This window comes from Achromobacter sp. 1011811831 (assembly GCF_059760905.1).
Genome location: NZ_JCBANG010000006.1, coordinates 96,404 through 122,001, shown reverse-complemented (window position 1 = coordinate 122,001; position 25,598 = coordinate 96,404). Strand labels below are relative to the sequence as shown.

General features: G+C 68.7%; 24 protein-coding genes and 1 tRNA gene. 19 read left to right on the top strand and 6 right to left on the bottom strand.

Going from position 1 to position 25,598, the window contains the following annotated elements:
• Window positions 1–97: 97 nt before the first annotated feature.
• Entirely contained in the window at window positions 98–724 is a 627-nt protein-coding gene (locus AC6LJ9_RS04415; RefSeq protein WP_018076253.1) for a LysR substrate-binding domain-containing protein, read from the top strand.
• 47 nt (window positions 725–771) lie between these two features.
• Here the strand turns inward: AC6LJ9_RS04415 and AC6LJ9_RS04410 are convergent, their stop codons facing one another.
• The 4 genes from AC6LJ9_RS04410 to AC6LJ9_RS04395 all read right to left on the bottom strand — a co-directional run bounded on the left by AC6LJ9_RS04410 (window position 772) and on the right by AC6LJ9_RS04395 (window position 5,346).
• The gene (locus AC6LJ9_RS04410; RefSeq protein WP_128666872.1) at window positions 772–2,625 is read right to left on the bottom strand and encodes a tyrosine-type recombinase/integrase; all 1,854 of its coding nucleotides are present in this window, start codon (window positions 2,623–2,625) and stop codon (window positions 772–774) included.
• Window positions 2,626–2,863: 238 nt separating this feature from the next.
• A tRNA-Gly gene (locus tag AC6LJ9_RS04405) sits at window positions 2,864–2,937 on the bottom strand.
• Between the two features lie 73 nt (window positions 2,938–3,010).
• Complete coding sequence (locus AC6LJ9_RS04400) at window positions 3,011–4,204, bottom strand: CaiB/BaiF CoA transferase family protein (RefSeq protein WP_498146577.1); 1,194 nt, start codon at window positions 4,202–4,204, stop codon at window positions 3,011–3,013.
• 245 nt (window positions 4,205–4,449) lie between these two features.
• Entirely contained in the window at window positions 4,450–5,346 is an 897-nt protein-coding gene (locus AC6LJ9_RS04395; protein WP_498146576.1) for a LysR family transcriptional regulator, read from the bottom strand.
• A 132-nt stretch (window positions 5,347–5,478) separates the two neighbouring features.
• Here AC6LJ9_RS04395 and trmB point away from each other — a divergent pair, with 132 nt between their 5' ends.
• From trmB to lysM, 6 genes are all read left to right on the top strand, one after another.
• Window positions 5,479–6,279, top strand: a complete 801-nt coding sequence (gene trmB / locus AC6LJ9_RS04390; protein WP_498146575.1) for a tRNA (guanosine(46)-N7)-methyltransferase TrmB — start codon at window positions 5,479–5,481, stop codon at window positions 6,277–6,279.
• Complete coding sequence (gene pip, locus AC6LJ9_RS04385; protein ID WP_498146574.1) at window positions 6,279–7,220, top strand: prolyl aminopeptidase; 942 nt, start codon at window positions 6,279–6,281, stop codon at window positions 7,218–7,220. The genes trmB and pip overlap by 1 nt, the downstream gene beginning before the upstream one ends.
• 10 nt (window positions 7,221–7,230) lie before the next feature.
• The gene (gene thiS, locus AC6LJ9_RS04380) at window positions 7,231–7,431 is read left to right on the top strand and encodes a sulfur carrier protein ThiS (protein WP_103271208.1); all 201 of its coding nucleotides are present in this window, start codon (window positions 7,231–7,233) and stop codon (window positions 7,429–7,431) included.
• A 293-nt stretch (window positions 7,432–7,724) separates the two neighbouring features.
• The gene (locus AC6LJ9_RS04375) at window positions 7,725–8,795 is read left to right on the top strand and encodes a helix-turn-helix domain-containing protein (RefSeq protein WP_498146573.1); all 1,071 of its coding nucleotides are present in this window, start codon (window positions 7,725–7,727) and stop codon (window positions 8,793–8,795) included.
• Between the two features lie 336 nt (window positions 8,796–9,131).
• Window positions 9,132–9,443 carry a hypothetical protein gene (locus AC6LJ9_RS04370; RefSeq protein ID WP_498146572.1) on the top strand — a complete coding sequence of 104 codons (312 nt, stop codon included), beginning with the start codon at window positions 9,132–9,134 and terminating at the stop codon, window positions 9,441–9,443.
• A gap of 43 nt (window positions 9,444–9,486) precedes the next feature.
• Window positions 9,487–9,933: a peptidoglycan-binding protein LysM gene (gene lysM / locus AC6LJ9_RS04365; protein WP_103271210.1), complete on the top strand. Its 447-nt coding sequence runs from the start codon at window positions 9,487–9,489 to the stop codon at window positions 9,931–9,933.
• A 136-nt stretch (window positions 9,934–10,069) separates the two neighbouring features.
• On the opposite strand, the gene ffh is transcribed toward lysM, so the two are convergent.
• On the bottom strand, window positions 10,070–11,476 hold the full coding sequence (gene ffh, locus AC6LJ9_RS04360) for a signal recognition particle protein (protein ID WP_212312121.1): 1,407 nt from the start codon (window positions 11,474–11,476) through the stop codon (window positions 10,070–10,072).
• A gap of 106 nt (window positions 11,477–11,582) precedes the next feature.
• On the opposite strand from ffh, the gene AC6LJ9_RS04355 reads away from it, so the two are divergent.
• From AC6LJ9_RS04355 to AC6LJ9_RS04340, 4 genes are all read left to right on the top strand, one after another.
• Entirely contained in the window at window positions 11,583–12,437 is an 855-nt protein-coding gene (locus AC6LJ9_RS04355; RefSeq protein WP_212312122.1) for a cytochrome C assembly family protein, read from the top strand.
• Window positions 12,438–12,439: 2 nt separating this feature from the next.
• Complete coding sequence (locus AC6LJ9_RS04350) at window positions 12,440–12,700, top strand: PP0621 family protein (protein WP_498146571.1); 261 nt, start codon at window positions 12,440–12,442, stop codon at window positions 12,698–12,700.
• 184 nt (window positions 12,701–12,884) lie between these two features.
• Complete coding sequence (gene ampD, locus AC6LJ9_RS04345) at window positions 12,885–13,463, top strand: 1,6-anhydro-N-acetylmuramyl-L-alanine amidase AmpD (RefSeq protein ID WP_392408800.1); 579 nt, start codon at window positions 12,885–12,887, stop codon at window positions 13,461–13,463.
• Between the two features lie 29 nt (window positions 13,464–13,492).
• The gene (locus tag AC6LJ9_RS04340; RefSeq protein ID WP_498146570.1) at window positions 13,493–14,113 is read left to right on the top strand and encodes a glutathione S-transferase family protein; all 621 of its coding nucleotides are present in this window, start codon (window positions 13,493–13,495) and stop codon (window positions 14,111–14,113) included.
• On the opposite strand, the gene AC6LJ9_RS04335 is transcribed toward AC6LJ9_RS04340, so the two are convergent.
• Entirely contained in the window at window positions 14,064–14,906 is an 843-nt protein-coding gene (locus AC6LJ9_RS04335) for an IclR family transcriptional regulator (protein ID WP_498146569.1), read from the bottom strand. The two genes, AC6LJ9_RS04340 and AC6LJ9_RS04335, sit on opposite strands and share 50 nt — an antisense overlap.
• A gap of 272 nt (window positions 14,907–15,178) precedes the next feature.
• On the opposite strand from AC6LJ9_RS04335, the gene AC6LJ9_RS04330 reads away from it, so the two are divergent.
• The 8 genes from AC6LJ9_RS04330 to AC6LJ9_RS04295 all read left to right on the top strand — a co-directional run bounded on the left by AC6LJ9_RS04330 (window position 15,179) and on the right by AC6LJ9_RS04295 (window position 25,538).
• Complete coding sequence (locus AC6LJ9_RS04330; RefSeq protein ID WP_498146568.1) at window positions 15,179–16,183, top strand: 2-dehydro-3-deoxygalactonokinase; 1,005 nt, start codon at window positions 15,179–15,181, stop codon at window positions 16,181–16,183.
• Between the two features lie 10 nt (window positions 16,184–16,193).
• Entirely contained in the window at window positions 16,194–16,847 is a 654-nt protein-coding gene (locus tag AC6LJ9_RS04325) for a 2-dehydro-3-deoxy-6-phosphogalactonate aldolase (RefSeq protein ID WP_498146567.1), read from the top strand.
• On the top strand, window positions 16,844–17,992 hold the full coding sequence (gene dgoD / locus AC6LJ9_RS04320) for a galactonate dehydratase (protein ID WP_212312131.1): 1,149 nt from the start codon (window positions 16,844–16,846) through the stop codon (window positions 17,990–17,992). Before AC6LJ9_RS04325 ends, dgoD begins: the two co-directional genes overlap by 4 nt.
• A gap of 32 nt (window positions 17,993–18,024) precedes the next feature.
• A complete protein-coding gene (locus AC6LJ9_RS04315) occupies window positions 18,025–19,419 on the top strand; it encodes an MFS transporter (RefSeq protein ID WP_498146566.1) in 1,395 nt (464 codons plus the stop codon).
• 320 nt (window positions 19,420–19,739) lie between these two features.
• Window positions 19,740–20,450 carry an ABC transporter ATP-binding protein gene (locus AC6LJ9_RS04310; RefSeq protein ID WP_498146565.1) on the top strand — a complete coding sequence of 237 codons (711 nt, stop codon included), beginning with the start codon at window positions 19,740–19,742 and terminating at the stop codon, window positions 20,448–20,450.
• Window positions 20,447–21,835, top strand: coding sequence for an ABC transporter permease subunit (locus tag AC6LJ9_RS04305; RefSeq protein ID WP_498146564.1), 1,389 nt, complete (start codon window positions 20,447–20,449; stop codon window positions 21,833–21,835). Before AC6LJ9_RS04310 ends, AC6LJ9_RS04305 begins: the two co-directional genes overlap by 4 nt.
• A 10-nt stretch (window positions 21,836–21,845) precedes the next feature.
• A complete protein-coding gene (locus tag AC6LJ9_RS04300) occupies window positions 21,846–23,306 on the top strand; it encodes an ABC transporter permease subunit (protein ID WP_498146563.1) in 1,461 nt (486 codons plus the stop codon).
• A gap of 66 nt (window positions 23,307–23,372) precedes the next feature.
• On the top strand, window positions 23,373–25,538 hold the full coding sequence (locus AC6LJ9_RS04295; RefSeq protein ID WP_498146562.1) for a TonB-dependent receptor: 2,166 nt from the start codon (window positions 23,373–23,375) through the stop codon (window positions 25,536–25,538).
• Window positions 25,539–25,598 lie beyond the last annotated feature (60 nt).

Below are 25,598 nucleotides of genomic sequence, written 5' to 3'. Positions count from 1 at the left end.
CGTCGAACACGGTCACGATTTAAACCACGTTAAACTTAACTCATTCAACGGCTTCGAGATCAGTTGCCACGAGTTCACCGCCTGGGGGGAGCTGGATGTGGAATCGAGTGACATCACCGCCGAAATTCGCATGGCCGTCCTCGGCGAATGGGTGCCTCCCCAGCTCGCCGACGTGCTCGCCCTGCAGCGTGCCGAAGAGCCGGAGACTCATGCCGTCCTGGCCGGCTGGACAGATCCCGGTCGAGGCGCGGAGCTGCCGGACGACGGCTTCGACTTCGCCTTGTCTGCGGTTTCCCGGCAGTGGCCTGGCTGGGTATGCGAACCGCTGTGGCATGACACGCTGGCGGTCGCCGTGGCCAAGCGCTCCCACCTGCTGGCCTACCGTGAAGTGCCGTGCGGTGAAGTGCTCAAGCAGCCCTTGATCTGCTCGCAGTCCACGGCCGATGAACCATGGCGCATGACCGTGCAGCGTGTGTTCGAGAACGCGCTGCAGGAGCGAGAGCAAGCGGTGGAGACATTCGATGTGGCGATGACGTTGGTTGCCGCCGGGTACGGGATCGCCATTGCGCCTGCCGCGAGACTGGCGAGCTACCTACGCCGAGGCGTCGCCGTGCGGCCGCTGGCCGGCGCACCAACGATCGTGATGGCTTACCTGCTCCGCCGCGATGCTTCCTTGTCGGACACCCAGGCAAGATTCGCCCGCCGCGCGCGCTTGGTGTCCTGACAGACGCGCGGGGATCGCGGTTCCGCCACGATCCCGCATTCCTGCTGCTAGGCGACTCCGACTCGCAGCGGGGTCCATTCGCTTTCCTTCACGGCTGTGCTCACTGCCATGACGAGCTTGTCGAGATTGCTGGCCGTCACGCCCTCCAGTGCCGAACGCCCCCGCAGCATCGAGCGCGGTTGCAGCAGTGCATGGTAGATCTGCCAAGGGTCCGCACCCCTGGTCAGCTTCAGGACGGACTGGATCAGCTCGTGCTTGAGTGGATCGAGGTGCCAGTCCGGCACGCGCTGGCCGCGGTTGCCCACGTTCAACGCCAGCAAGTTGCCCGCCTTGATCTCGTAGCTGATCCACCTGCGGGACTTGCCCGCCATCTTGGCAAACGCCGCGACGGGAAGGTTGTGCGGCGCTTCGAAGACATCGAACAGTTCCATCCTCTCGCGCTGAATGTCCGAAGGCGCCAGCGGCGCGGCCGATCGAGGGGGCGGAACCGCCGGCAGCCGATGTGCGGCGGCAGAAACCAACGGCATGGCGTCGCCCGGCTTCGTCACGAGCAGGATTGGCGAAGCGGCAACCGGCGTGGAGGGTACGCTTGCGGTTTGCTCATTCGGGAACGCGGGCACGCCTTCCAGATGCACGGTGAGCGGCATGCTGGCTGCCTCGACCTGGTTCTGCTCGAAGAGGTCGAGCCGATCGGCCCAGTCCTGCATCATGCGGCGACGCTGCTCCACGTACTCGGCATGGTTGTAGGTCGCGCTGACCTTGTTGGGATCGACATGCGAGAGCTGTGCATCCACCCAGACTTTCGGGTAGCCGATCTCGTTGAGCGCGGTGGACATCGTGCCGCGAATACCGTGTCCGGTCAGGCGTTCCTGATAGCCCATGCGCTTGAGCGCACCATTGAGCGTGTTCTCGCTGATGCGCTTCTTCAAGTCGCTGTCGTGCCGGAACAGGTGGCGCTGGGCCGGCTTGAACTCATCCAGCAGGTGCCGGACGATCTCCATGGCCTGAATCGACAGCGGCACGATGTAGGGCGGGATGTCCTTTGGCTGCTGCCGCTTCTTGCGCATATCCAACTGGAGTTGCTTCACGACGTCGGGCGGGATGATCCACAGCCCACGGTCCAGATCGAATTGATCCGGCGTCGCCTGTCGCAGCTCTCCGGTTCGCACGCCAGTCAGCAGCAATAGCCGAAGCCCGAGTTGGGTCTGCCGCCTGCCGCGATAGCTGCGCAGCCGCTGCAACAGCTTCGGCAGCTCGGCCATGCGCAGGAACGGGTTGTGGTTGACGGGTGGCAGCGGCAGCGCCACCACATCGAGATCGGCGGCGGGGTTCTGCTCCAGGCCCGGCACGATCACCAGCGCGTAGCGGAACAGTTGGTTGAACCACGTCCTGACTTTCTCGGCGACGGAGAGCGCCTTGCGCTTCTCGATCTTGACGATCACCTCCAACAGGTCGGGACGCTTGATCTCATAGACCGACCGCTTGCCCAAGGCGGGCAGCACATCCTTGTCGAAGATGCGCGGAAGTATCGAGAGGGTCGTCTGCCGGCCTTCCTTGAGGCTGAGCCCGCGATGCTTGAGCCACTTGCGATACACCGCATCGAAGGTGTTCTCGTCGGCGAGCCGGACAGCGGTGCGCTTCTGCTTGCGGTGAACGCGAGGATTGGTGCCTTTGGCCAGCAGGGCGCGCGCTTCGTCGCGCAGGCTGCGGGCCTCGCGAAGCGTCACCTCCGGGTAGGTGCCGAGCGACATCCGCTTCTGCTTGCCCGCCCAGTAGTAGCGGAAGTGCCAAGTCCTGCCCCCAGCAGCCGTGACGGCCAGGGAGAGGCCATCCAAGTCAGGGAGGGTGTATGCCTTGCCAGTTGCCTTGGCCTGTCGAACGGCCAGGTCTGAGAGTGCCATGCTCTTGCTCCTGAACATGAGTCAGGAACCAGATGCTGGTCACGTCGACCTCGCCCCTCCATCAACAATCCGGAATCAGCCGCGCCCGCAAAAATGGACTTGTTTGTGGACTTAAAAGTCCCGGCTGTAGGCGGATCGCAGTGGACTGCGGCAGAACGTCAAAGAGAGGAAAAGTCCTTGTGTGGCAACGACTTGCAGACTCTCTTGGACTTCTGCGGAAGTCCGCAGAATGATGCAGTGGAGCGGGCGATGGGAATCGAACCCACGCTTGAGGCTTGGGAAGCCGCCGTTCTACCATTGAACTACACCCGCTCTGGGTGTCGTGCCCCGGCGTGAAACCAGGACAGAGGCGGCGATTATAGCGCGCGTTCGCCGCGCCCGCCCTTCATGCGATCACCCCCCGCGCGCGCAGCGCATCGCGCTGTTCCTGGCTCAGGCCGGCCGAGGCCAGCACGGCGTCGGTGTGTTCGCCCAGCGTGGGTGCGCGTTCCCGCACGGCGCCGGGGTTGTCGGACAGAAGGGGAAAGACGGCCGGCATGTCCACGGCGATGCCGCTGGCGGCCTGCACGGTAGTGATGGCCTCGCGGGCGCGATAGTGCGGGTCGCGGGCGATGTCGGCCACGGAATAGATGCGGCCCGATGGCACGTCGGCCTCGCGCATGGCGGCCAGCACCTCGTCGATGGAACGCGCGCGGGTCCAGTCGCCGATGGCGCCGTCGATCTCGGCGACGCGGCGGGCGCGGCCGTCGTTGTGCGCCAGGTCCGGATCCCGGCCCAGGTCGTCGCGGCCGATGCGCGCCATCAGGCGGACATAGATGGCGTCGCCGTTACCGGCGATGAGCACATAGCCGTCCCGGCAGGGATAGGCGTTGGACGGGGCGATGCCGGGCAGCGCGGCGCCGGCGGGTTCGCGCACCGCGCCAAAGACCGAGTATTCCGGCAGCAGGCTTTCACTGAGGTTGAACAGGCTCTCGTACAGCGCGGCATCGATGACCTGCCCCTGGCCGCCGCGCGCGTCGCGCTGGTACAGCGCCAGCAGCACGCCCAGCGCGCCGTGCAGGCCGGCGATGGTGTCGCCCAGCGACAGGCCGGCGCGCACCGGCGCGCGGCCCGGCTCGCCGTTCAGGTAGCGCAGGCCGGCCATCGCCTCGCCGATGGCGGCGAAGCCAGGCTCGCGCGCCTTGGGGCCGGTCTGGCCGTAGCCGGACACGCGCAGCATGATGAGGCGCGGATTCAGCGCGTGCAGCGCGTCCCACGACAGGCCCCATTTCTCCAGCGTGCCCGGGCGGAAGTTCTCGATCAGCACGTCGGCCTCGCGCGCCAGCAGGCGCACGATGTCCTGGCCCTCGGGCTGGCGCAGGTCCACGCACACGGATTGCTTGTTGCGCGACTGGGCTTCCCACCACACGGACGTGCCCTCGTGCAGCAGGCGCCACTTGCGCAAGGGATCGCCCTGGCCGGGCGGCTCGATCTTGACGACCTGCGCGCCGAAGTCCGCCAGCGTCTTGGCGGCGAAGGGGCCCGCGATGAGTTGTCCGAGTTCCAGCACGCGTATGCCGGCGAGTATCTGCCCTGCCATGTCGCCCTCCCGGCGCATCGACTTGATGATGGAAGGCAGTGTGCGCCATGCGGGCGCGCCGATGGAATGGACGATTCGGGAAGGGGGCATTCCCGGAACGAGAAGACCCGGCAACCAGCGTGTCCGCACGCTTGCCTAGCGCGGCTGCCGACTCGTTCGCGTCCTGCTCGACAGCCGACACGTTCGCATCCCGCTCGACAGCCGGCGCGTCCGCGTCTTGCCGCGCCGAGGATCCGTGCCCGCCCCTACTCCTGCCCGCGCAGGTGCGCCAGCAGCAGCCGCGCGGGCACGGGCAGCGCGTCGGCGTCGCGCACGCCCAGCAGCAGGCGGCGGCTGGCCCAGTCGTCGGCCAGCGCGATCAGGCGGATGGGCATGGAGCGCGCGTGCGGCTCGGCGGCCAGCCTCGGCAGGATGCCGACGCCGCCGGTGGCGGCCACCATGCGGCAGATCGCGTCGAAGCTGCGGACCTGGATGCGCAGTTGCATCGAGCGGCCCAGCCTGCCGCTTTCGTCGGCCAGCCGCGTCGCCAGCGAGGTCGCGGGCGGCAGGCCCACGTAGTCGTAGGCCAGCGTGTCGGCGAAGGCGACGCGGGCCTCGCCGGCCAGTGGATGGCGCTGCGGCACGATCAGCACCAGCTCGTCGCCCCGGTACGGCGTGGTGACGAGGCCAGGCGCGGGCGTGCGGTCGGCGAAGATGCCGATGTCGGCGCGGTTGTCCTGCACGGCGGTGACGATGTCGTTGCTGTTCTGCTCTTCCAGGTCGATGCGCACGGCCGGATGCGCTTCCATGAAGGCGGCCAGGTCCTCGGGCAGGAACTGGGTCAGCGACGAGGTGTTGGCGGCGATGCGCACCTGGCCGCGCACGCCCTGGGCAAAGTCGGACAGGGTGCCGGCCATCTGCTCCACTTCCTGCAGCACGCGCAGCGCGTGCACCAGACAGGCCTGGCCGGCCTCGGTCAGCTCGACGCCGGCGGCGTTGCGGTAGAGCAGCTGGGTGTCCAGCGCGGCCTCCAGGTCGGAGATGCGCTTGCTGGCCGCGCCCACGGCCAGGTGAGACTGGCGCGCGCCGGCCGAGATGCTGCCCTGGCGGGCCACCGAGACGAATAGCGAGAGCGTGACGAGATCGATGCGGGCGATGTTCATGGCGGGACCGGCGGCGCACCATCGCCGCGGCTGCACTATAGCGCGCGGGCCGCAGGGCGCGGAATGATCGTGTCCCCATTTAACGTTCCGCAGCGGACCGCGCGCCCCCGCCCTGCCACTACAATCCCGCCTATGACAACAAACAGCTTTGCGAATCTTCCCGTGAACACCCCCGCAATACCCGGCAATTCCGACTCGCCCGCCCCGGTTTCCCCGCAGACCGAAGCCGCGCTGGCCAGCGCCGCGCACGCGCCCAACAGCCCCGGCGCCGCCCACATCCGCAGCTTCGTGCATCGCCGCGGCCACATCACGCAAGGCCAGTTGGCCGCGCTGGAGCAACTGCTGGGCAAGTGGTCCCTGCCCTACGCCGCGCGCCGGCTGGACCCGGCCGCCGCGTTCGGCCGCGAGGCGCCGACGGTGCTGGAGATCGGCTTCGGCATGGGCGAGACCACCGAGAAGATCGCGCTGGCGCGTCCGGGCGACAACTTCCTGGGCGTGGAGGTGTTCAACGCGGGCGTGGGTTCGCTGCTGCGCCGGATCGAGGATTCCAGCATCCAGAACCTGCGCATCATCCAGCACGACGCGGTGGAAGTGGTGCGCGACATGATCGCCCCCGATTCGCTGGCCGGCGTGCACATCTATTTCCCCGACCCGTGGCCCAAGAAGCGCCATCACAAGCGCCGCCTGATCCAGCCGCCGTTCATCTCGCTGCTGGCCAGCCGCATCGCGCCTGGCGGCTACATCCATTGCGCCACCGACTGGCAGGACTATGCCGTGCAGATGCTCGAGGTCCTGGGCAACGAGCCGCTGCTGAAGAACTCCGTGGACGGCTACGCGCCGCGCCCCGACTACCGCCCCCAAACCAAGTTCGAGACGCGCGGCCTGCGGCTGGGCCACGGCGTCTGGGACCTGATCTTCAAGCGAGTCGCCTGATGCTGTATCCGCAGATCGAACCCTACCGCCACGGTTTCCTGGACACGGGCGACGGCCACCAGATCTACTGGGAACTCTGCGGCAACCCCCAGGGCAAGCCGGCGGTCTTCCTGCACGGCGGCCCCGGCAGCGGCTGCTCACCGGTGCAGCGCCAGCTGTTCGATCCCAGCCTGTACAACGTGCTGCTGTTCGACCAGCGCGGCTGCGGCCGCTCCACGCCGCACGCCAGCCTGGAGAACAACACCACCTGGCACCTGGTCGCGGACATCGAGCGCCTGCGCACCGAGATCATGGGCGCGGACAAGTGGCTGGTGTTCGGCGGATCCTGGGGTTCGACGCTGTCGCTGGCCTATGCCGAGACGCATCCCGCCCACGTCAGCGAGCTGGTGCTGCGCGGCATCTTCACGGTGCGCAGCGCCGAGATCCGCTGGTTCTACCAGGAAGGCGCGTCCTTCCTGTTCCCGGACCGCTGGGAGGAATACCTGGCTCCGATCCCGCAAGCAGAGCACGGCGACCTGGTGCGGGCCTATCACAAGCGCCTGACCGGCGACGACCCCGTCGAGCAGCTGCGCGCGGCCAAGGCCTGGAGCAAGTGGGAAGACAGCACCATCACGCTGCTGCCCAGCCCGCGCCACCAGCAGAGCCACGCCGCCGACCGCGCGGCGCTGGCCTTCGCCCGCATCGAGAACCACTATTTCGTGAACGCCGGCTTCATGGAAGAAGGCCAGCTGATCCGCGACGCCTACAAGCTGCGCGGCATTCCCGGCACCATCATCCAGGGCCGCTACGACGTCTGCACGCCGGCGCGCACCGCCTGGGACCTGCACCGCGCCTGGCCCGAGGCCGAGTTCCACCTGGTGCCCGACTCCGGCCACGCTTTCGATGAACCCGGCACGCTGGCGCGCCTGATCGCCGCCACCGACGCCTACGCCAAACGCTAAGGAGACGCGCATGCACATCACCCTGAACGGCGACGCCCGCGAATTCCCGCTCGACACCACGGTCGTCGAGCTGCTGGACACGCTGGGCTATGCCGGCAAGCGCGTGGCGGTGGAACGCAACGGCGAGATCGTGCCCAAGAGCCAGCACGCGCAAACCACGCTGGCCGACGGCGACCAGATCGAGATCGTGGTGGCGGTGGGCGGGGGCTGAATGCCCTGCCGCCGGGCGGACCCGGCATATCCCCTGAAGGGCTGCGGCAACGCAGCCCTTTTGCTTTACAAGGCCCCGACGGCGCGGCCTGGGCTTGATGATCTGCCGCAAGCGCCGTCAATCCATGAGCCAGACCGGGCTTTCCCGCAACGCGGCCGGGCGTCATAATCCGCAGCGAACATGCGCCAGGGCAGGTCGGCCGCGAACCGGGCAGCCCTCTACGGACGTTTCCCGCCCGGTGTCGCGGCCGGTCGGGAAACGCCACAACAAGACCGACCCGGGAACCTCGAAGCGTGAGCCGCAATCCATTCCCCCCTCCTGACGCCCCGCCGCAGTTCAGCGCGCAATTCGACAGCCGCGTCGCGCCCGACGCGCCGGACATCTGGCGCACCCTGGTGCGCCCCTACGTCGACACCCAGATCGAAACCGGCATACAGCCCTTCACCGCCCAGATGAGCGGCACCCACCTGGGCGACAGCCTGATCAGCCGCAGTACCTGCACGGCCACCGTGCAGCACCGGCGTACCGCGCTGGACGTGCGCCGCAGCCAGGTCGACCACCTGCTGATCCAGCTGTTCGTCGCGGGCGGCACCCAGGGCGACTATGGCAAGCACCCGGTCGATATCCGCGCCGGCTCGATCGGCCTGCTGGATCTTGGACAGACGCTGCACACCCGCACCACGCTCATTTCCACCATCACCCTGACCGTGCCGCGCGACCGCCTGCCGACGGCGCTGCGCAGCCGCAAGCTGCACGGCGCGCTGCTGGATCCCCGGCAGGGCGCGACGCGCATGCTGGCCTCGCACCTGTCGCAGCTGGCGCAACACGCCGCCAGCCTGACGCGCGAAGAGATGTCCGCCTCGGTAAACGCCGGACTGATCCTGCTCAGCGGCAGCCTGTCGACGCTGCGCGACGGCGAGGATGACGGCCCGGCGCGGCAGGTGGTGCGCAATGGCATGCGCCGGCTGGTCAGGGAACATATCGAACGCCACCTCGATGCCGGGCATCTGTCGCCGGAAACGATCGCGGCTGCGCTAGGCATCTCGCGCTCCAGCCTGTACCGGCTGTTCCTGCGCGACGGCGGCGTGAACGCCTATATCCAGGGCAGGCGCCTGGACAGGTGCTTCGACGAACTGCTGCTGGCATCGGGCAATCATGTCGGCATCGCGGAACTGGCCAGCCGTTACGGTTTCTCCAGCGAAAGCGCCTTCAGCCGGGCGTTCCGCCAGCGCTTCGGCACCACGCCCAGCGAGGTGCGGGCCCGTGCCCAGGGGCAGGACGAGCCCGTCGATATCCGGTCGCAAAAGGACGCCGCCATGATCCAGGCCTGGCTGACCGGCATCCGGCAGCCGGCGGCGGGCTGACGCGAAGGCCCGCACTAGGACTTGGCCTACGGAGCCGCAGGCTGGGCAGCGTCCGCGACATGGCCCGACCGCCGTTAACCCAAACGACGTTTATCGCCAAGTCGCGCCATCTGTGCCAATTTCGCCGCAAACTGCCGTCAAATATGGCGTAATCTGGCAAAGGGCTAGCAACCGGTTACACGCCCCTCCTCGCCGCGCAACAAAACTGGGGTACATAATCGGTGCTGCTGTTGCATGGCCGCCGGCGGCGGCGCGGACACCGCGCCGTCATCAGCGCACAGTTGTCGTGTTGTCGTTCCAGGGTCTGGCAATGCCCCGAGGGGCAAGGGAGGCGTCATGAACACAGCGGTCATCCTCAATATCATCGCGCAACTGATCGGCGGCGCGGCCGGCGGCAACGGGCTGGGCAAGCTGCTCCAGCAATTCAGCCTCGGCACGCTGGGCAACTCCGTCGCCGGCGCGGTCGGCGGCCTGGCCGGCGGGTCCTGGCTGGGTCCGCTGATCGCTTCAGGCGTCGGCGCGGCGGCCTCCGGCGGCCTGGACCTCGGCGCACTGGCCGGCAACCTGGTTGGCGGCGGCGTCGGCGGTGCCGTGCTGACGCTGATCATCGGCGCCGTCCGCAAGATGCTGGCCGGCAACAAGGCATGAGCGTTCTTCTTTTTTCCACCGCTACATCGATAAAGGAAACAACATGGGTCTGCTGAATTTCATCAAGGACGTGGGCGAGAAGCTTTTCGGCGCCAGCGAAGCCAAGGCCGCCACCGTCGACGAGCTGAAGAAGGAACTGGACAAGCACGGCCTGAACGCCGACGGACTGCAGATCGCGGTCGACGGCGACAAGGTCACGGTCAGCGGCACCGCCGCCAATACCGAAACCGCCGAGAAGATCGCGCTGGCGCTGGGCAACACCGTGGGCGTGGCCCAGGTGGACAACCAGCTCAAGGCCACCCAGGCCGCCCCCGAGGCCAAGATGTACACGGTGCAGAAGGGCGACAACCTCTGGAAGATCGCCGAGGCGCAATACGGCAAGGGCCAGGGCGCCAAGAACACGCTGATCTTCGAGGCCAACAAGCCCATGCTGACCAGCCCGGACAAGATCTATCCCGGCCAGGTGCTGCGCATCCCGCCGGCGGCCTGACGCCCACGCAAGCATCCGAATAGCCGGAAGGCGCGCCCGCGCCGCCCGGCTGATCGCGGCACTGATCCCCCAGATTGCCGCGATGACTTGGCCAGACGCAATGTCTGGCCATTTTTTTGGGGCCGCCGGGCGAGCCTTACTTCATCCCGAAGCGGCCCAGCCCTTTCAGGCCGCCCATGGCGCGCATCATCTTGGCCATGCCGCCCTTCTTCATCTGCTTCATCATGCCCTGCATCTGGTCGAACTGGGCCAGCAGGCGGTTCACTTCCTGCACCGGCACGCCGGAGCCGGCGGCGATGCGGCGCTTGCGCGAGGCCTTGATGAGTTCAGGCTTGGCGCGCTCGGCCGGGGTCATGGAATTGAGGATGCCTTCCGTGCGGCGCAGCTGCTTCTCGGCCTGGCCGCCCTGCAGCTGGCCGGCGGCCTGCTGGAACTGGGCTGGCAGCTTTTCCAGCAGCGAGCCCATGTCGCCCAGCTTCTTGACCTGGCCGAGCTGGTCGCGGAAGTCGTTCAGGTCGAACTTGTTGCCCGACTTGATCTTGGACGCGAGCTTCTGCGCCTCGGCGATGTCGATGTTCTTCTGCGCCTGCTCGACCAGCGACACGATGTCGCCCATGCCCAGCACGCGCTGCGCCATGCGCTCGGGATAGAACGGCTCCAGGCCGTCGAGCTTTTCCGAGACGCCGACGAACTTCAACGGCTTGCCGGTGACGTGGCGCACCGACAGGGCCGCGCCGCCACGGGCGTCGCCGTCCAGCTTGGTCAGCACCACGCCGGTCAGCGGCAGCGCGTCGGCGAAGGCGCGCGCGGTGTTGACCGCGTCCTGGCCCTGCATGGCGTCCACCACGAACAGCGTTTCCACCGGCTTGACCAGGTCATGCAGCGCGCGGATCTCGCGCATCATGGCCTCGTCGATGCCCAGGCGGCCGGCCGTGTCCAGGATCAGCACGTCGTAGTGATGGCGGCGCGCGTGGTCGACCGCGTTGCGGGCGATGTCCTCGGGCTTCTGGCTGGGGTCGGAGGGCAGGAAGTCCACGCCGACCTGCGCGGCCACGGTCTTCAACTGCTCGATGGCGGCGGGACGGTAGACGTCGGCCGACACCACCAGCACTTTCTTCTTGCCGGTCTTGCGGCCGTGCTGGGTGTGCTGGCCCTCGGACAGCCAGCGCGCCAGCTTGCCGGTGGTGGTGGTCTTGCCCGCGCCCTGCAGGCCGGCCATCAGGATCACGGCGGGCGGCTGCACGGCCAGCGACAGTTCGCCGGAGTCGGCGCCCAGGTCGCCGCCCATCAGCGCGGTCAGTTCCTTGTGGACCACGCCGACCAGGGCCTGGCCGGGGCTGAGGCTGCCGGCGACTTCTTCGCCCAGCGCCTTGTCCTTGACCCGGGCGACGAACTCGCGCACCACGGGCAGCGCCACGTCGGCTTCCAGCAGGGCCATGCGCACTTCGCGCAGCATCTCCTGGGTGTTGGCCTCGGTCAGGCGGGCTTCGCCGCGCAGCGTCTTGACGACGCGCGACAGGCGTTGAGTTAGGTTATCGAGCATGAGAGGCGTTTCCGCTTAAACTAGTCGACTCGAACGGTGGCCGCCCGCGCGAATTCCGCGCTTTCCGGGTCATTTGGACCCCGGCCCCATCCTGACGACGGTTTCTATGTCACTAGGCATTGTATTTCACGCGGCGGCCGCCCTGGCCTACGCGCTGCTCGGGGGGGCTTTGTGGCTCCGGCTGGCCGGCGCTGGCGCCGGCGCCAGCGGCATCGAACAGACCGGCAAGATCGCCCGCGCCTGCCTGCTGGGCGCCCTGGTGCTGCAGGGCATCGGCCTGCAGCAGTCCATGCTGGGCGCGCAGCACCTGTTCATCGGCTGGGCGCTGGCCCTGTCGGCGGCCATCTGGCTGGGCATGGTGGTGTTCTGGCTGGAAAGCCTGCTGGTGCGCATCGACGGTCTGCAACTGCTGCTGCTGCCCGCCGCCACCATCGCCAGCGCCCTGGCGGCGCTGTTTCCCCAGGGGCAGTTCGTGCCTCACGCCAACGACGCCTGGCTGCGCGCCCACCTGCTGATCGCGCTGGCTGCCTATGGCCTGATCACCATCGCCGCCCTGCACGCCATGCTGATGGCGCTGCTGGACCGCCACCTGCACCGCCCGCTGGACGCGCCGGCCGAGCGCAGCATGATCGGGCGCGTGCTGGATTCCCAGCCGCCGCTGCTGGTGCAGGAACACCTGCTGTTCGTGATCATCTGGATCGGCTTCGCCGTGTTGTCGCTGGCGGTCGTGTCCGGCTCGATCGCCTCGCTCAAGCTCACCGGCAAGATCCTGCCCTTCGACCACAAGACCGTCTTCACGCTGCTGTCCTGGGCGACCTTCGGCGTGCTGCTGCTGGGCCGCCACGTCTGGGGCTGGCGCGGCCGGGTGGCGCTGCGCTGGACGCTGACCGGCTTCGGCTTCCTGATCCTGGCCTACACCGGCAGCCGGTTCGTGCTGGAAATGATTCTGCATCGGGGTTGAACGTGGGCAAGCTGCTGTTCTGGATCGTTATCATCATCGCGGTGCTGTTCGTGGCCCGCATCGCCGCGCGCATGGCGGCGGCGCGCGACGCGCGCCCGGCTTCCCCGCCGCCCAAGCCGCCCGCCCAGCCCGGCGGCGGCGCCGAGGCCATGGTGCGCTGCGCGCACTGCGGCATCCATCTGCCCCGCTCGGAAGCGCTGCTGCAGAACGGCCGCACCTGGTGCAGCGCCGACCACGCGCAGCGCGGACCGACCGGCAAATAGCCGGCAGATAACCCACGAACAACCCACGAACGCCGCGCGCAGGCGGCAAATGAGCGACGATCAGCCGGCCGCCTGCCGGTTGCGCGTCTTCGGTCCGCCGCATCCGGCCCGCTGTCCCTGGGCATGTCTCCAAGCTTGGCATAATGGCCGCTGGAGACACACACTCACCGAGCATCGAATTGCCATGGCCCTGCAACTGGATCGACATGGCTGGCTGAGACCGGCCCCCGGCGTCACCCTCATGCCCTCGCCCAACCGCGACGCGCGCCCCGCCGGCGCGCAGGTGTCGCTGCTGGTGCTGCACAACATCAGCCTGCCCCCGGGCCGCTTCGGCGGGCCGGAAGTGGCCGGCCTGTTCCTGAACCGGCTCGACTACGGCTCGCATCCCTGGCTGGAACGGCTGCGCGGCCTGCGCGTGTCGGCGCATTTCTTCATCCGCCGCGACGGCGCCGTGATCCAGTTCGTGTCCACCGAGGACCGCGCCTGGCACGCCGGCGTGTCGCGCTACGCGGGCCGGGAACGCTGCAACGACTTTTCCATCGGCATCGAGCTGGAGGGCACCGACACCCTGCCCTACGCCGACGCCCAGTACCAGGCCCTGCGCCAGCTGGCGCCCGCGCTGCGCGCGCGCTACCCGCTGGCCGCCGCCTGGGGCCACGAACACATCGCCCCGGGCCGCAAGACCGACCCCGGGCCGGCTTTCAACTGGACGCGCTTCGGGCGCGAAAACGGCTTCGCGCGGCGGCAACTGCCGCCCGCCTGATGCGCCGTCTCATCACTCAAGGAACGGATATGCTGAAGATCTGGGGACGACTGACGTCCGTCAACGTGCAGAAAGTCATGCTGGCCGTGCGCGAACTGGCGCTGCCGCACGAGTTCATCCTGGCCGGCGGCGCGCATGGCGTGGTCGACACGCCTGAATACGCCGAACGCAACCCCAACCGACAGGTGCCGGTGATCGACGATGGCGGCTTCGTGCTGTGGGAATCGAACGCCATCGTGCGCTACCTGTCCGCCCGCTACGGCGCGGGTTCGCTGTGGACCGAGGATCTGGGCCTGCGCGCCGATGCCGACCGCTGGATGGATTGGCAGGCCACCGAGTGGCAGCCCGCCATGGTGCCTGCCTTCCTGGGCCTGATCCGCACGCCCGAGGACAAGCGCGACCGCGCCGCCGTCGACGCCTCGATGCAGCGCGCCAATGCGCGCGCGCTGATCCTGGAACGCGCGCTGCAGGGCCGCGAATTCATCGCCGGCCGTCAGCTGAGCATGGGCGACATCGCGCTGGTGGCCTCGGCGCACCGCTGGCTGGGCCTGCCGGCCGAGCGGCCGCAGACGCCGGCGCTGTCGGCCTGGTACCGCCGCATCATGATGCGGCCGGCCGCCCAGGGCGTGCTGTCGCTGCCGCTGGAATGATCCAGCCCAGTTCCGCCGAGATCCGCATGGCCGCGTCGCGCACCACCGGCACCATCTCGTCCATCCGCTCCAGCGACATATAGGGCACGGTGCTGGACACGCTTATGGCGGCCACGATGCCGCTGGACGCGTCGCGCACCGGCGCCGCCACGCAGCGGATCGAAGGCTCGTTGTCTTCCAGGTCGAAGGCATAGCCCTGCGCCGCGTAGCCGCGCATGCGCTCGCGGAACGCCTCCCAGCCCTGCTGTCCGCCGGGCGCGCGCGACGACACCGGGCCGCCCACGCGGTGCAGCGCCTTCCATTGCGGCTCATCCGCGTCCAGCAACAAGGCCTTGCCCACGCCCGTGGCCGCCAGCGGCATGCGGTGGCCGACGCGCGAGCGCATCTCCAGGCCCTTCTTGCCGGGGATTTTTTCCAGATACAGCACTTCGTCGTTGTCACGCACCGCCAGGTGGATGGTGTCGCCCGTCAGCTCGGCCAGACCGTCCAGGTACGGGCGCGCCAGCGTGGCCAGCGGAAAGGCCTCGCGCGCCTGAAAGCCCAGTTCGATCAGCTTGGGGCCCAGCACATAGCCCACGCCGGGCAGCACCCGCAGATAGCGTTCCTGCACCAGGCAGCTGGCCAGCCGGTGCGTGGTGCTGCGCGCCACGCCGATGCGGGCGCACAGCTCCTTCAGGTCGCGCGCGCCGTCGGCCACGGCCTGCACCACAGCCAATCCGCGCATCAGCGTCTGCGTGCCGGCGGGCGCGGCGGCGTCGGGGTCCAGGGGCGTGAGGGAGGAAGCATCGGTCATGGGAATCGTCACGGCGGCGAGCGCGGGAAAGGAAGCGGGAAGGCGGGGGAAATGCGAGGGACTGCGAGCGGGGGATCCCGTTTCAGGCTCACACCAAATTCCCTATATATGGGATTAAATTCTATATTTTGAGAATTTTCAAGCGCTGATCTAGAATTTTTCCCAATGCCCGGCCGCCGTCCTTTGCGCGAGTCCCGGGCCTGGACACAACAAGGTCCGCGCCCTCCTTGCGCTTTCCCGAGCCGGCGCGGCCAGACACGAGACAGACTCAGATGACATCCGCCACGCCCGCCCGCGCCGCCCTGATCGCGCTGGACTGGGGCACGTCCTCGCTGCGCGCCTACCGCCTGGACGGCGCCGGCCGCACGCTGGACGCGCGCCACCTGCCCTGGGGCATCATGCGCCTGCCGCAACCGCTGCAGGATGGCGCCGCCACGCCGGCCTTGTCCGGCTTCGAACTGGCTTTCGAGCAGGCTTGCGGCGACTGGCTGCGGGCCGAGCCCGCGCTGCCCGTGATCGCCTGCGGCATGGTCGGCAGCGCCCAGGGCTGGCAGGAGGCCGCCTACCTGGACGTGCCGGTGGACCTGGACAGCATCGGCACGCTGCTGACCGTGGTCGAGCGGCCCGGCGCCACGCCCGTGCGCATCGTGCCCGGCCTGATCCAGCGCCACGGCCTGCCCAACGTGATGCGCGGCGAGGAAACCCAGGTCTTCGGCGTGCTGCGCGACGCTCGCGCCATTCCGGACGCCGGCCTGCTGATCGGCCTGCCCGGCACGCATTCCAAGTGGGTCGGCGCGCGCCACGGCCAGGTCACGCACTTCGACACCTTCATGACCGGCGAGGTCTACGCCGCGCTGCGCGGCCACACCATCCTGGGCCGCACCATGAGCGATGCCGCCGCGCCCGACATGGCCGCCTTCGAGCGCGGCGTGAAGGTCGCCGGCGCGCCGGAAGGCCGCGCCGGGGTGCTGTCCACCATCTTCAGCACGCGCGCGCTGGGCCTGACCGGCGAACTGGCGCCGGCCTCGCAGGCCGACTACCTGTCGGGCCTCTTGATCGGCCACGAGATCGCCGCCCTTGCCGCCATGCTGCGCGCGCAGGGCCAGGCGCCCCGCATCGTGCTTTGCGGCGAGCCGGCGCTGTGCGAGCGCTACACGCTGGCCATGACCCACTACGGCCTGGGCGCGCCCGAACAGGCGCAGAACGCCACCGAGCGCGGCCTGTGGCACCTGGCGCTGGCCGCCGGGCTGGTCCCCTCATCTTCGATTTCCGCCTAGGAGCCCCTCCATGACGCATCCCGGTCTGCAAACCGCCATGGCCCATTGCGGCCTCATCGCCATCCTGCGCGGCATCACGCCCGCCGATGCCGCCGCCACCGCGCGCGAGCTCTACGCCGCCGGTTTCCGGCTGATCGAAGTGCCGCTGAATTCGCCCGAACCGTACGCCAGCATCCGCGCCATGCGCGACGCGCTGCCGGCCGACTGCCTGGTCGGCGCCGGCACCGTGCTGGATCCGGCCGACGTGGCGCGCGTCAAGGACGCCGGCGGCGAGATCATCGTCATGCCGCACAGTGACCCCGCCGTGATCCGCGCCGCCAAGGCCGCCGGCCTGGCTTCCAGCCCCGGCGTGGCCACGCCCACCGAGGCCTATGCCGCGCTGGCCGCGGGCGCCGACGTGCTGAAGATGTTCCCCGCCGAGCAGCTCGGCCCCGTCGTGCTCAAGGCCTGGCGCGCCGTGCTGCGCCCACCTGTCGCGCTGGTGCCGGTGGGCGGCATCACGCCCGACAACCTGTCCACCTACGCCCAGGAGGGCGCCAGCGGCTTCGGCCTGGGCTCCGCCTTGTACAAGCCCGGCCAGACGGCCGCCGAAACCGGCCAGCGCGCGCGCGACTTCGTCGCCGCCTGGCAACGCGCCTATCCCGCCCAGGAGACCCAAGCATGAAGATCACCAAGCTCACCACCTACATCGTGCCGCCCCGGTGGTGCTTCCTGAAGATCGAGACCGACGCCGGCATCGTCGGCTGGGGCGAGCCCGTGGTGGAAGGCCGCGCGCACTCGGTCGCGGCCGCGGTCGAGGAACTGTCGGACTACCTGGTCGGCAAGGACCCGCGCAACATCGAGGACCACTGGACCGTGCTGTACCGCGGCGGCTTCTATCGCGGCGGCGCCATCCACATGAGCGCGCTGGCCGGCATCGACCAGGCGCTGTGGGACATCAAGGGCAAGCACCTGGGCGTGCCCGTGTCGCAGCTGCTGGGCGGCAACGTGCGCGACCGCATCCGCGTGTACTCGTGGATCGGCGGCGACCGCCCGGCCGACACCGCCGCGGCCGCCAAGAGCGCCGTCGAACGCGGTTTCACCGCCGTGAAGATGAACGGCACCGAAGAGCTGCAATACATCGATTCGTTCGACAAGGTCGAGAAGTGCCTGGAGAACGTGGCCGCCGTGCGCGACGCGGTCGGCCCGAACGTGGGCATCGGCGTGGACTTCCATGGCCGCGTGCACAAGCCCATGGCCAAGGTGCTGATGAAGGAGCTGGACCCGTACAAGCTGATGTTCATCGAAGAGCCCGTGCTCAGCGAGCACTACGAGGCGCTCAAGGAACTGGCGCCGCTGACGTCCACGCCCATCGCGCTGGGCGAGCGGCTGTATTCGCGCTGGGACTTCAAGCGGGTGCTGTCCGAAGGCTATGTGGACATCATCCAGCCGGATCCCTCGCACGCTGGCGGCATCACCGAAACGCGCAAGATCGCCGCCATGGCCGAGGCCTATGACGTGGCGCTGGCGCTGCATTGCCCGCTGGGCCCGATCGCGCTGGCCACCTGCCTGCAGATCGACGCCGGCTGCTACAACGCCTTCATCCAGGAACAGAGCCTGGGCATCCACTACAACGCCGCCAACGACCTGCTCGATTACGTCAGCAACCGCGAGGCGTTCGCCTACCAGGACGGCATGGTCATGATCCCGCAGGGGCCGGGCCTGGGCATCGAGGTCAACGAGGAATACGTCAAGGAACGCGCCGCCGTCGGCCACCGCTGGCGCAACCCCGTCTGGCGCCACGCCGACGGCAGCTTCGCCGAATGGTAGGCCGATAGAAGAACGCGAGAGAGGAGACCCCCTTGACCACCGCCACCCACCTGGGCGCGCAACGCGCCCAGCGGCCGACCCGCAGCCGCTATCTCATCATGGTGATGTTATTCATCACTGTCGTGATCAACTATCTGGACCGCAGCAACCTGTCCATCGCCGCGCCCGCGCTCAAGGACGAGTTCGGGCTGGACACCGTGCACGAAGGCCTGATCCTGTCGGCCTTCGGCTGGACCTATGCCGCCATGCAGATCCCCGGCGGCTGGCTGGTGGACCGCGTGGCGCCGCGCGTGCTGTACGCCGCCGCGCTGATCCTGTGGTCCGCCGCCACGTTCTTCATGGGCTTCGCCAGCAGCTTCATCGTGCTGTTCGTGCTGCGCCTGGCGGTGGGCGCGCTGGAAGCGCCCGCGTATCCGATCAACAATCGCGTCGTCACCACCTGGTTCCCGGAAAAGGAACGCGCCACCGCCATCGGCTTTTACACGTCCGGCCAGTTCGTCGGCCTGGCCTTCCTGACACCGGTGCTGGCCTGGCTGCAGCACCACTACGGCTGGCACATGGTGTTCGTCAGCACGGGCCTGTTGGGCATCGTCTGGGGCGTGGTGTGGTTCATGGTGTATCGCGAGCCGCGCCAGTTCAAGGGCGCCAACGCGGCCGAGATCGAGCTGATCCAACAGGGCGGCGGCGTGGTCGACCTGGAGAAGCGCGTGACCGAGGAAAATGCCCCCACGGCGCGCCCGCAAGACGGGCTTCCTGCCCCCCAAGGGGGCGCCTTTCGCCTTGGGGCGGCCCGGCGGCGAAAGAAAGCGCCGTTCTCGTGGACCGACCTCGGTCTGGTCATGTCCCAACGCAAGCTGTGGGGCGTGTACCTGGGCCAGTTCTGCCTGACCTCGACGCTGTGGTTCTTCCTGACCTGGTTCCCGACCTACCTGGTGAAGTATCGCGGCATGGACTTCATCAAGTCGGGCTTCCTGGCCTCGGTGCCCTTCCTGGCCGCCTTCGTCGGCGTGCTGTGCTCGGGCGTGCTGTCGGACTTCCTGATCCGCCGCGGCGCCACGGTGGGCCTGGCGCGCAAGCTGCCCATCATCCTGGGCCTGCTGATCTCCACGTCCATGATCGGCGCCAACTTCACCGATTCCACGCCCTGGGTCATCTTCTTCCTGGCGGTGGCCTTCTTCGGCAACGGGCTGGCCTCGATCACCTGGTCGCTGGTGTCGGCGCTGGCGCCGGTGCGGCTGCTGGGCCTGACCGGCGGGGTGTTCAACTTCGTCGGCAACCTGTCGTCCATCTGCACCCCGATCGTGATCGGCTTCCTGGTGTCCAAGGACAGCTTCGCGCCCGCCATCGTGTACGTGTCCTCGCTGGCCCTGCTGGGCGCGCTGTCGTACATCCTGCTGGTGGGCAAGGTGGAGCGGATCGAAGCCTGAGTCCCCGTCCGCGCGCTTGCCGCAAAGCCCTTGGCCTGTTCAGGCCAAGGGCTTTTTTCCTGGATAGCCCGGCTCTGCGCGACGGCCTCGCGCCGTGGCCGCTCAGACCGCCGGCCGCATCCACACATGCGCTAAATCCTGCGCCCGTCCACCTGCGCGGCAAGGCGACAAGGCTTGTCCGTCCTATTTTTGTTATGTTATAACAATTCAAATTATCCAAAAATTGCTCACTGCGATAGGTGTGCCCCCCCAGCGCCGTTCGCCGCGCGCCGTGGTGCCACGGTCGCCCGCAGCACCCCTCCATTCAGGAAACTCCCTCCGTGCTCGAAGCCATCGGCCTGACCAAGCGCTACGGCGACCAGACCGCGCTCCATCCGCTGACCCTGCGCATCGCGCCCGGCGAGATCTATTGCCTGCTGGGCGCGAACGGCGCCGGCAAAACCACCACCATCAACCTGTTCCTGAACTTCATCCAGGCGGACGGCGGCAAGGCGCTGATCAACGGCCTGGACGTTGCGCGCGAGCCGCTGGAAAGCAAGCGCCACGTGGCCTACATCCCGGAACAGGTCAACCTCTACGGCACCCTGAGTGGCCTGGAGAACCTGCGCTATTTCGCGGCCCTGGCCCTGGGCGAGACGCCGCCGCGCGAGCGCCTGCTGACCTGGATGGCGCAAGCCGGCCTGGACGCCGCGGCGGCCGACAAGCGCGTGGCCGCCTATTCCAAGGGCATGCGCCAGAAGGTCTGGATCGCGGTGGCGCTGGCCAAGAACGCCCGCGCGCTGCTGCTGGACGAACCGACATCCGGCCTGGATCCGTCGGCCGCCGCCGAGTTCACCGAGCTGCTGCAACGCGCCAGCAACCAGGGCGTGGCCATCCTGGCCACCACGCATGACCTGTTCCATGCCCGCCAGACCGCCACGCGCATCGGCATCATGAAGCGCGGCCGCCTGGTGGAGAACCTGGACAGCAGCCAGATCAGCGACGTCGACCTGCAGGCCCTGTACCTGGAACACATGAGGACCGCCGCATGATCACGCTGATCGCACGGAAGGATCTGCGCGAGCGGCTGCGCGACGGCCGGCTGTACTGGGCCGGCGGCATCGTCGCGCTGCTGCTGCTCACCGCGCTGGCGGTAGGCTACGCACACCAGCGCGATGCGCGCGCCGAACAGGCCGCGGCCCAGGATGCCGACTACCGGGACTGGCTGCGGCAGGGCGCGCGCCATCCGCACGACGCGGCCCACCAGGGTATGCACGTGTTCAAGCCCGATCCCGCGCTGGCGCTGCTGGACCCCGGCATCAATCCCTATATCGGCAACGCCATCTGGCTGCAGGCGCACCGGCAGAGCGAAGTGAAATTCCGGCCGGCGCAGGACGCCACCGGCCTGCAGCGCTTCGGTGATCTGTCGGCGGCGTGGATCCTGCAGGCGCTGGGCCCGCTGCTGGTGATCGTGCTGGGCTTCAATGCCTTTTCCGGCGAACGCGAACAAGGCACGCTGCGCCAGGCGCTGAGCCTGGGCGTGGCGCCGCGCCAGCTGCTGTGGGGCAAGGCAGCCTCGCTGGGCCTGAGCCTGCTGTGGCTGCTGGCGCCGGCGGGCCTGGTCGCCGCCGTCGCCGTGGCGCTGGCTGGCGGCGGCGCGGACGCCGCGCTGCGCTATGCGGCCCTGCTCGGCGGCTATGCGCTGTATCTGGCCATCTTCGTCTTCGTCACGCTGGGCGTCTCGGCGGCCGCGGGTTCATCGCGCGTGGCCATCACCGTGCTGCTGGCGATCTGGATCGCCAATACCGTGGTGGCCCCGCGCGTCATGGCGCAAGCCTCGCGCGCGCTTTATCCCAGCCCCACGCGGCTGGAATTCAACCAGGCGCTGAACGACGATCTCAAGGCCACCTCGGACCGCGTCTGGATGCAGGCCTTCGGCACCACCGAACGCTGGAGCCGCGACGTGCCGCTGAACCAGTGGGGCCTGGCGCTCAAGCTGGACGACCAGTCCAGCTACAAGGTCTATGACCGCCACTACGGCCGGCTCTGGGACACCTGGGAACGCCAGCAGACGGTGCAGGAAGCGGGCGGCTGGCTGATGCCGCTGCTGGCGCTGCGCGCCTATTCGGCCACCATGGCCGGCACCGATTTCGCGCATCACCGCGACTTCACCGTGGCCGCCGAAGGCCAGCGCCGCGTGATCCAGGATCTGGTCAGCGCCGATCTGGTGGCGCATGCGGATCCGCTCGGGCACCAGCACTTCTCCTATAAGGCCGGCGCCTCGCTGTGGGCCCGCGTGCCGGCCTTCGACTACCACCCGCCCTCCGCCGGCTGGGCGCTGCGCCACGGCGCGCCGGCCCTGCTGATGCTGTGCGCCGGCCTGGTCCTGAGCCTGGCCTTCGCGCTGCGCGCCGTCGCCCGCCAACCCGTGCTGTAGGAACGCGACGATGTCCGCCTCCCAGACCCCGCGTTTCTTCCTGGTCCTGCGCCACGAGCTGCGCCTGCTGCTGCGCGAACAGGTGCTGTGGCTGGCAGGCGGCCTGTTCCTGCTGCTGGTGGCCTACGCCATGTTCAACGGCCTGCTGCAGACCACCCAGCGCGACGCGGCGCAGGCCGCGCTGGCGCAGGCCGACGCGCAGGCGCGCGACCGGCTGCAGGCCCAGCTGGAGCGCATCCTGGCCGGCCAGGAGACGCCCACGCCGTTCGGCAATCCGGCCAGTCCCGCCAACGTGGGCGGCGGCCTGGGCGGGCAATACGCCATCCTGCCCAGCCTGCCGATGGCGCCGGTGGCGCTGGGCCAGACCGACCTGTTCCCCTCGCAGTTCAAGGTGACCTATCAAAGCAAGGTCAACTTCATCCACAACAACGACATCGAGAATCCCTGGCACCTGCAAAGCGGACATTTCGATCTGGCCTTCGTGGTGGTTTACCTGCTGCCGCTGCTGATCTTCGCGCTCAGCTACAACCTGCTGTCCGGCGAAAGGGAAGACGGCACGCTGCGCCTGTTGCTGTCGCAGCCGCTGACGCTGGGCACCCTGGTGGCCGGCAAGATCGCGCTGCGCGCCGCCGTGCTGCTGGGCGCGGCGGTGGCCGTGCCCCTGGCCGCGCTGCTGCTCGCCCGGCCGCAACTGCTGCACGCCCCCGCCGCCGCCATCTGGTGGACGTTGCTGGTGGGCGCCTACGCGCTGTTCTGGTTCGCGGCGGCGGTGGCCGTCAATGCCTATGGCCGTTCGTCGGCCGCCAACGCCGTGACGCTGATGGCGGCCTGGGTGCTGCTGGTGCTGGTGGCGCCCGTGCTGCTGAACCTGGCCGCCACCTGGATCGAGCCCGCGCCCTCGCGCGCCGAACTGGCCACGCGCACCCGCGTCGCCACGGCCCAAGCCATGACGCGCAACGCCGACCAGCTGTCCACCGACTACGCCCACATGGATCGCCCCGAAGTGCTGCTGCCCAAGGACGGCCGCATCGACATGCATGGCCGCGCCATGGGGCATGCGCGCGTGCAGCGCGAGGTCGACAAGGCGATGCAGCCCGAGCTGGACCGCTACGACGCGCAGATGGCGCGCCGGCAGGCGCTGATCACGCGCTACAGCCTCGTGTCGCCGGCCGCCGTGGCTTACGAGGGCATCACCGCGCTGGCCGGCACCGGCGAGCACCGCCACGCCGCATTCATGCGCCAGGTCGACCGCCATCATCGCGCCTGGAAGGACTTCTTCCTGCCGCGCATCGACGCCGGCCTGGCGATCACGCCCGCTGATTTCGCCTCGATGCCGCGCTTCCACTGGCATGAGGAACAGGCCGGCATCGGCCACGCACAGGCCTTGCGGGCGCTGATGCAGCTGCTGCTGCCGGCCTGCGCCTTGCTGCTCCTGGCCGGCTGGCGCATGCGCCGCTATCGCCTGGCCTAGGACACGCATCATCCGCCCTGACCGGCACACCACATACGCAAGCACCACGCACCGGGGAAAACATCCATGAGGAAAGTCCTGTCCATCGCCGCGGCCTTCGCGGCCTGCGCGCCCGTGGGCGCCGAAGAAGCGCCCGAGCAGTTGTCCCCCATCACCGTCGAGGCCCGCGACGAGCAGCCCGGCCTGCGGCTGGAATCGCGCAGCGGCACGGCCTCGCGCCTGGGACTGACGCTGCGCGAGACGCCGGCGTCGGTGGAGATCCTGTCGCAGCAGACCATGCAGGAACGCGGCGCGCGCACCTTGAGCGAGGCGCTGCGCGGCGCGGCCGGCATGGCCGGCGGCGGGCCGCCGTCCTCGCCCACCACGCTGTCCACGCGCGGCTTCACCGATATCCTGTACCTGTACGACGGCATGCGCATGTCGGGCGCCGGCGTCACCAACCGCGTCCAGGACACCTGGAACTACGAGCGCATCGAGGTCCTGAAAGGCCCCGCATCGGTGCTGCAGGGCGACAGCGCCATCGGCGGCATCGTCGACTTCCAGACCAGGCGGCCCGACCGTGACAATCCCGGCCGCCAGGCCATGCTGTCCTATGGCAGCTACGGTTCCACGCGCGCGGCCTTCGGCCTGGGCGACAAGTTCGGCGAGACCGGCGCCTATCGCCTGGACTACAGCCGCAACGACAGCCGCGAGGCCATCGACCGCAACAGCCAGACGCTGGACCACCTGACGGCGGGGCTGTCCTTCGACGTGGCGCCCGCCACGCGGCTGGACCTGTCCTACGACTACTCGCGCGACAGCGGCCACGCCTATTGGGGCACGCCGCTAGTGCCGCGCAGCGTGGCGCGCGATCCGACCGGCGTGGTCAGCGCGCCGAACGACATGGTGCTGGACCGCGGCATCGCCCGCAACAACTACAACGTGCGCGACGACAGGAACACGTCCGAAGCCCACTGGCTGCGCGCGCGCATCACGCACCGGCTGACGCCGGAATGGACGCTGCGCAACGATTTCGCGGCCAACAAGGTGGACCGGTTGTGGCGCAACTCGGAGTCGGCCGTGTACCGCGCCCCGGCCTGGATCGACCGCGACCAGACCCTCATCACCCATCACCAGCGCTACATCGTGAACCGTTTCGACGCCACCCACGAGGGTCCACTCGCCGGCCTGTCGAACAAGTTCGTGATCGGCGGCGAGCTGAGCAAGACGAGCTTCGACAGCGAGCGGCGCTTCTCCAACCGCTCGGCCGCGACCGCCGACCGCCTGCGTGTGCCGCTGTTCGGCCCGGACACCGGCTACTACGACAATGACCCGGCGCTGATGGCCGGCGGCGGCAACCGCACGGACTACGCCACCGACGTGCGCTCCGCCTCGGTCTTCATGGAGGACGCCATCAAGCTGACGCCGGCCTGGACCGTGGTGGCCGGCTACCGCCACGACCGCATCCGCGTGGACCGGGGCATCAAGGACCTGAACCTGGGCACGCGCAGCGACTTCGGCACGCGCTATTCCTCGAACTCCGCGCGGCTGGGCACGGTGCTGGACCTGACGCCGTCCTCGTCCGTCTATGCGCAGTACACCAACGCCACCATGCCGGTCGGCTCGCTGTTCCTGCTGTCTTCCGGCAACGCCGCGTTCCCGCTGTCCAAGGGCGAGCAATGGGAAGCGGGCTTCAAGCAGAGCCTGGACAATGTGGAATGGACCGCGGCGGTCTATCACATCGCGCTGGACAACGTGCTGTCGCGCGATCCGAACAACCCCGGCGTGGCGGTCAACAACGGCAAGCAGTCTTCGCGCGGCGTGGAGCTGTCGGCGGCCTGGCGCGTGACGCCGCAGCTGACGCTGTCGGGCAACGCCGCCATGCTGAACGCGCGCTTCGATACGCTGACCGAGGCAGACGGTTCATCGCGCGTGGGCAACACGCCGCCCAACGTACCCGAGCGCGTCTTCAACCTGTACGCCGACTACCGCTTGCGCGACATACCGGTCAATCTCTACCTGGGCATGAACCACACGGGCCCTATCTACACCGACCGCGCCAACCGGATCCGCATCAACGGCCACACCACGATGGACGCGGCCGTCAGCTACCGGATGCGCAACGTGCTGCTGACCTTCCGCGTGCGCAACCTGACCGACAGGCTGTATGCCTACTACGCCGGTCGCTCGGAAAGCCAGGTGCTGCTGGCGCCAGGACGCACGTACGAACTGACCAGCAGCTTCGAGTTCTGAGGCAGGCGCCACATCCAGCCAGCAGATCAATGAGAATTTGCCGGCACGGATGCAGCGTGG

Bases quoted from the DNA above. Each gene is read 5' to 3' on its own strand.
- AC6LJ9_RS04410 (WP_128666872.1), bottom strand. From the start codon at position 2,625: ATGGCACTCTCAGACCTGGCCGTTCGACAGGCCAAGGCAACTGGCAAG.
- AC6LJ9_RS04400 (WP_498146577.1), bottom strand. From the start codon at position 4,204: ATGGCAGGGCAGATACTCGCCGGCATACGCGTGCTGGAACTCGGACAA.
- AC6LJ9_RS04395 (WP_498146576.1), bottom strand. From the start codon at position 5,346: ATGAACATCGCCCGCATCGATCTCGTCACGCTCTCGCTATTCGTCTCG.
- trmB (WP_498146575.1), top strand. From the start codon at position 5,479: ATGACAACAAACAGCTTTGCGAATCTTCCCGTGAACACCCCCGCAATA.
- pip (WP_498146574.1), top strand. From the start codon at position 6,279: ATGCTGTATCCGCAGATCGAACCCTACCGCCACGGTTTCCTGGACACG.
- thiS (WP_103271208.1), top strand. From the start codon at position 7,231: ATGCACATCACCCTGAACGGCGACGCCCGCGAATTCCCGCTCGACACC.
- AC6LJ9_RS04370 (WP_498146572.1), top strand. From the start codon at position 9,132: ATGAACACAGCGGTCATCCTCAATATCATCGCGCAACTGATCGGCGGC.
- lysM (WP_103271210.1), top strand. From the start codon at position 9,487: ATGGGTCTGCTGAATTTCATCAAGGACGTGGGCGAGAAGCTTTTCGGC.
- ffh (WP_212312121.1), bottom strand. From the start codon at position 11,476: ATGCTCGATAACCTAACTCAACGCCTGTCGCGCGTCGTCAAGACGCTG.
- AC6LJ9_RS04355 (WP_212312122.1), top strand. From the start codon at position 11,583: ATGTCACTAGGCATTGTATTTCACGCGGCGGCCGCCCTGGCCTACGCG.
- ampD (WP_392408800.1), top strand. From the start codon at position 12,885: ATGGCCCTGCAACTGGATCGACATGGCTGGCTGAGACCGGCCCCCGGC.
- AC6LJ9_RS04340 (WP_498146570.1), top strand. From the start codon at position 13,493: ATGCTGAAGATCTGGGGACGACTGACGTCCGTCAACGTGCAGAAAGTC.
- AC6LJ9_RS04335 (WP_498146569.1), bottom strand. From the start codon at position 14,906: ATGACCGATGCTTCCTCCCTCACGCCCCTGGACCCCGACGCCGCCGCG.
- AC6LJ9_RS04330 (WP_498146568.1), top strand. From the start codon at position 15,179: ATGACATCCGCCACGCCCGCCCGCGCCGCCCTGATCGCGCTGGACTGG.
- AC6LJ9_RS04325 (WP_498146567.1), top strand. From the start codon at position 16,194: ATGACGCATCCCGGTCTGCAAACCGCCATGGCCCATTGCGGCCTCATC.
- dgoD (WP_212312131.1), top strand. From the start codon at position 16,844: ATGAAGATCACCAAGCTCACCACCTACATCGTGCCGCCCCGGTGGTGC.
- AC6LJ9_RS04305 (WP_498146564.1), top strand. From the start codon at position 20,447: ATGATCACGCTGATCGCACGGAAGGATCTGCGCGAGCGGCTGCGCGAC.
- AC6LJ9_RS04300 (WP_498146563.1), top strand. From the start codon at position 21,846: ATGTCCGCCTCCCAGACCCCGCGTTTCTTCCTGGTCCTGCGCCACGAG.
- AC6LJ9_RS04295 (WP_498146562.1), top strand. From the start codon at position 23,373: ATGAGGAAAGTCCTGTCCATCGCCGCGGCCTTCGCGGCCTGCGCGCCC.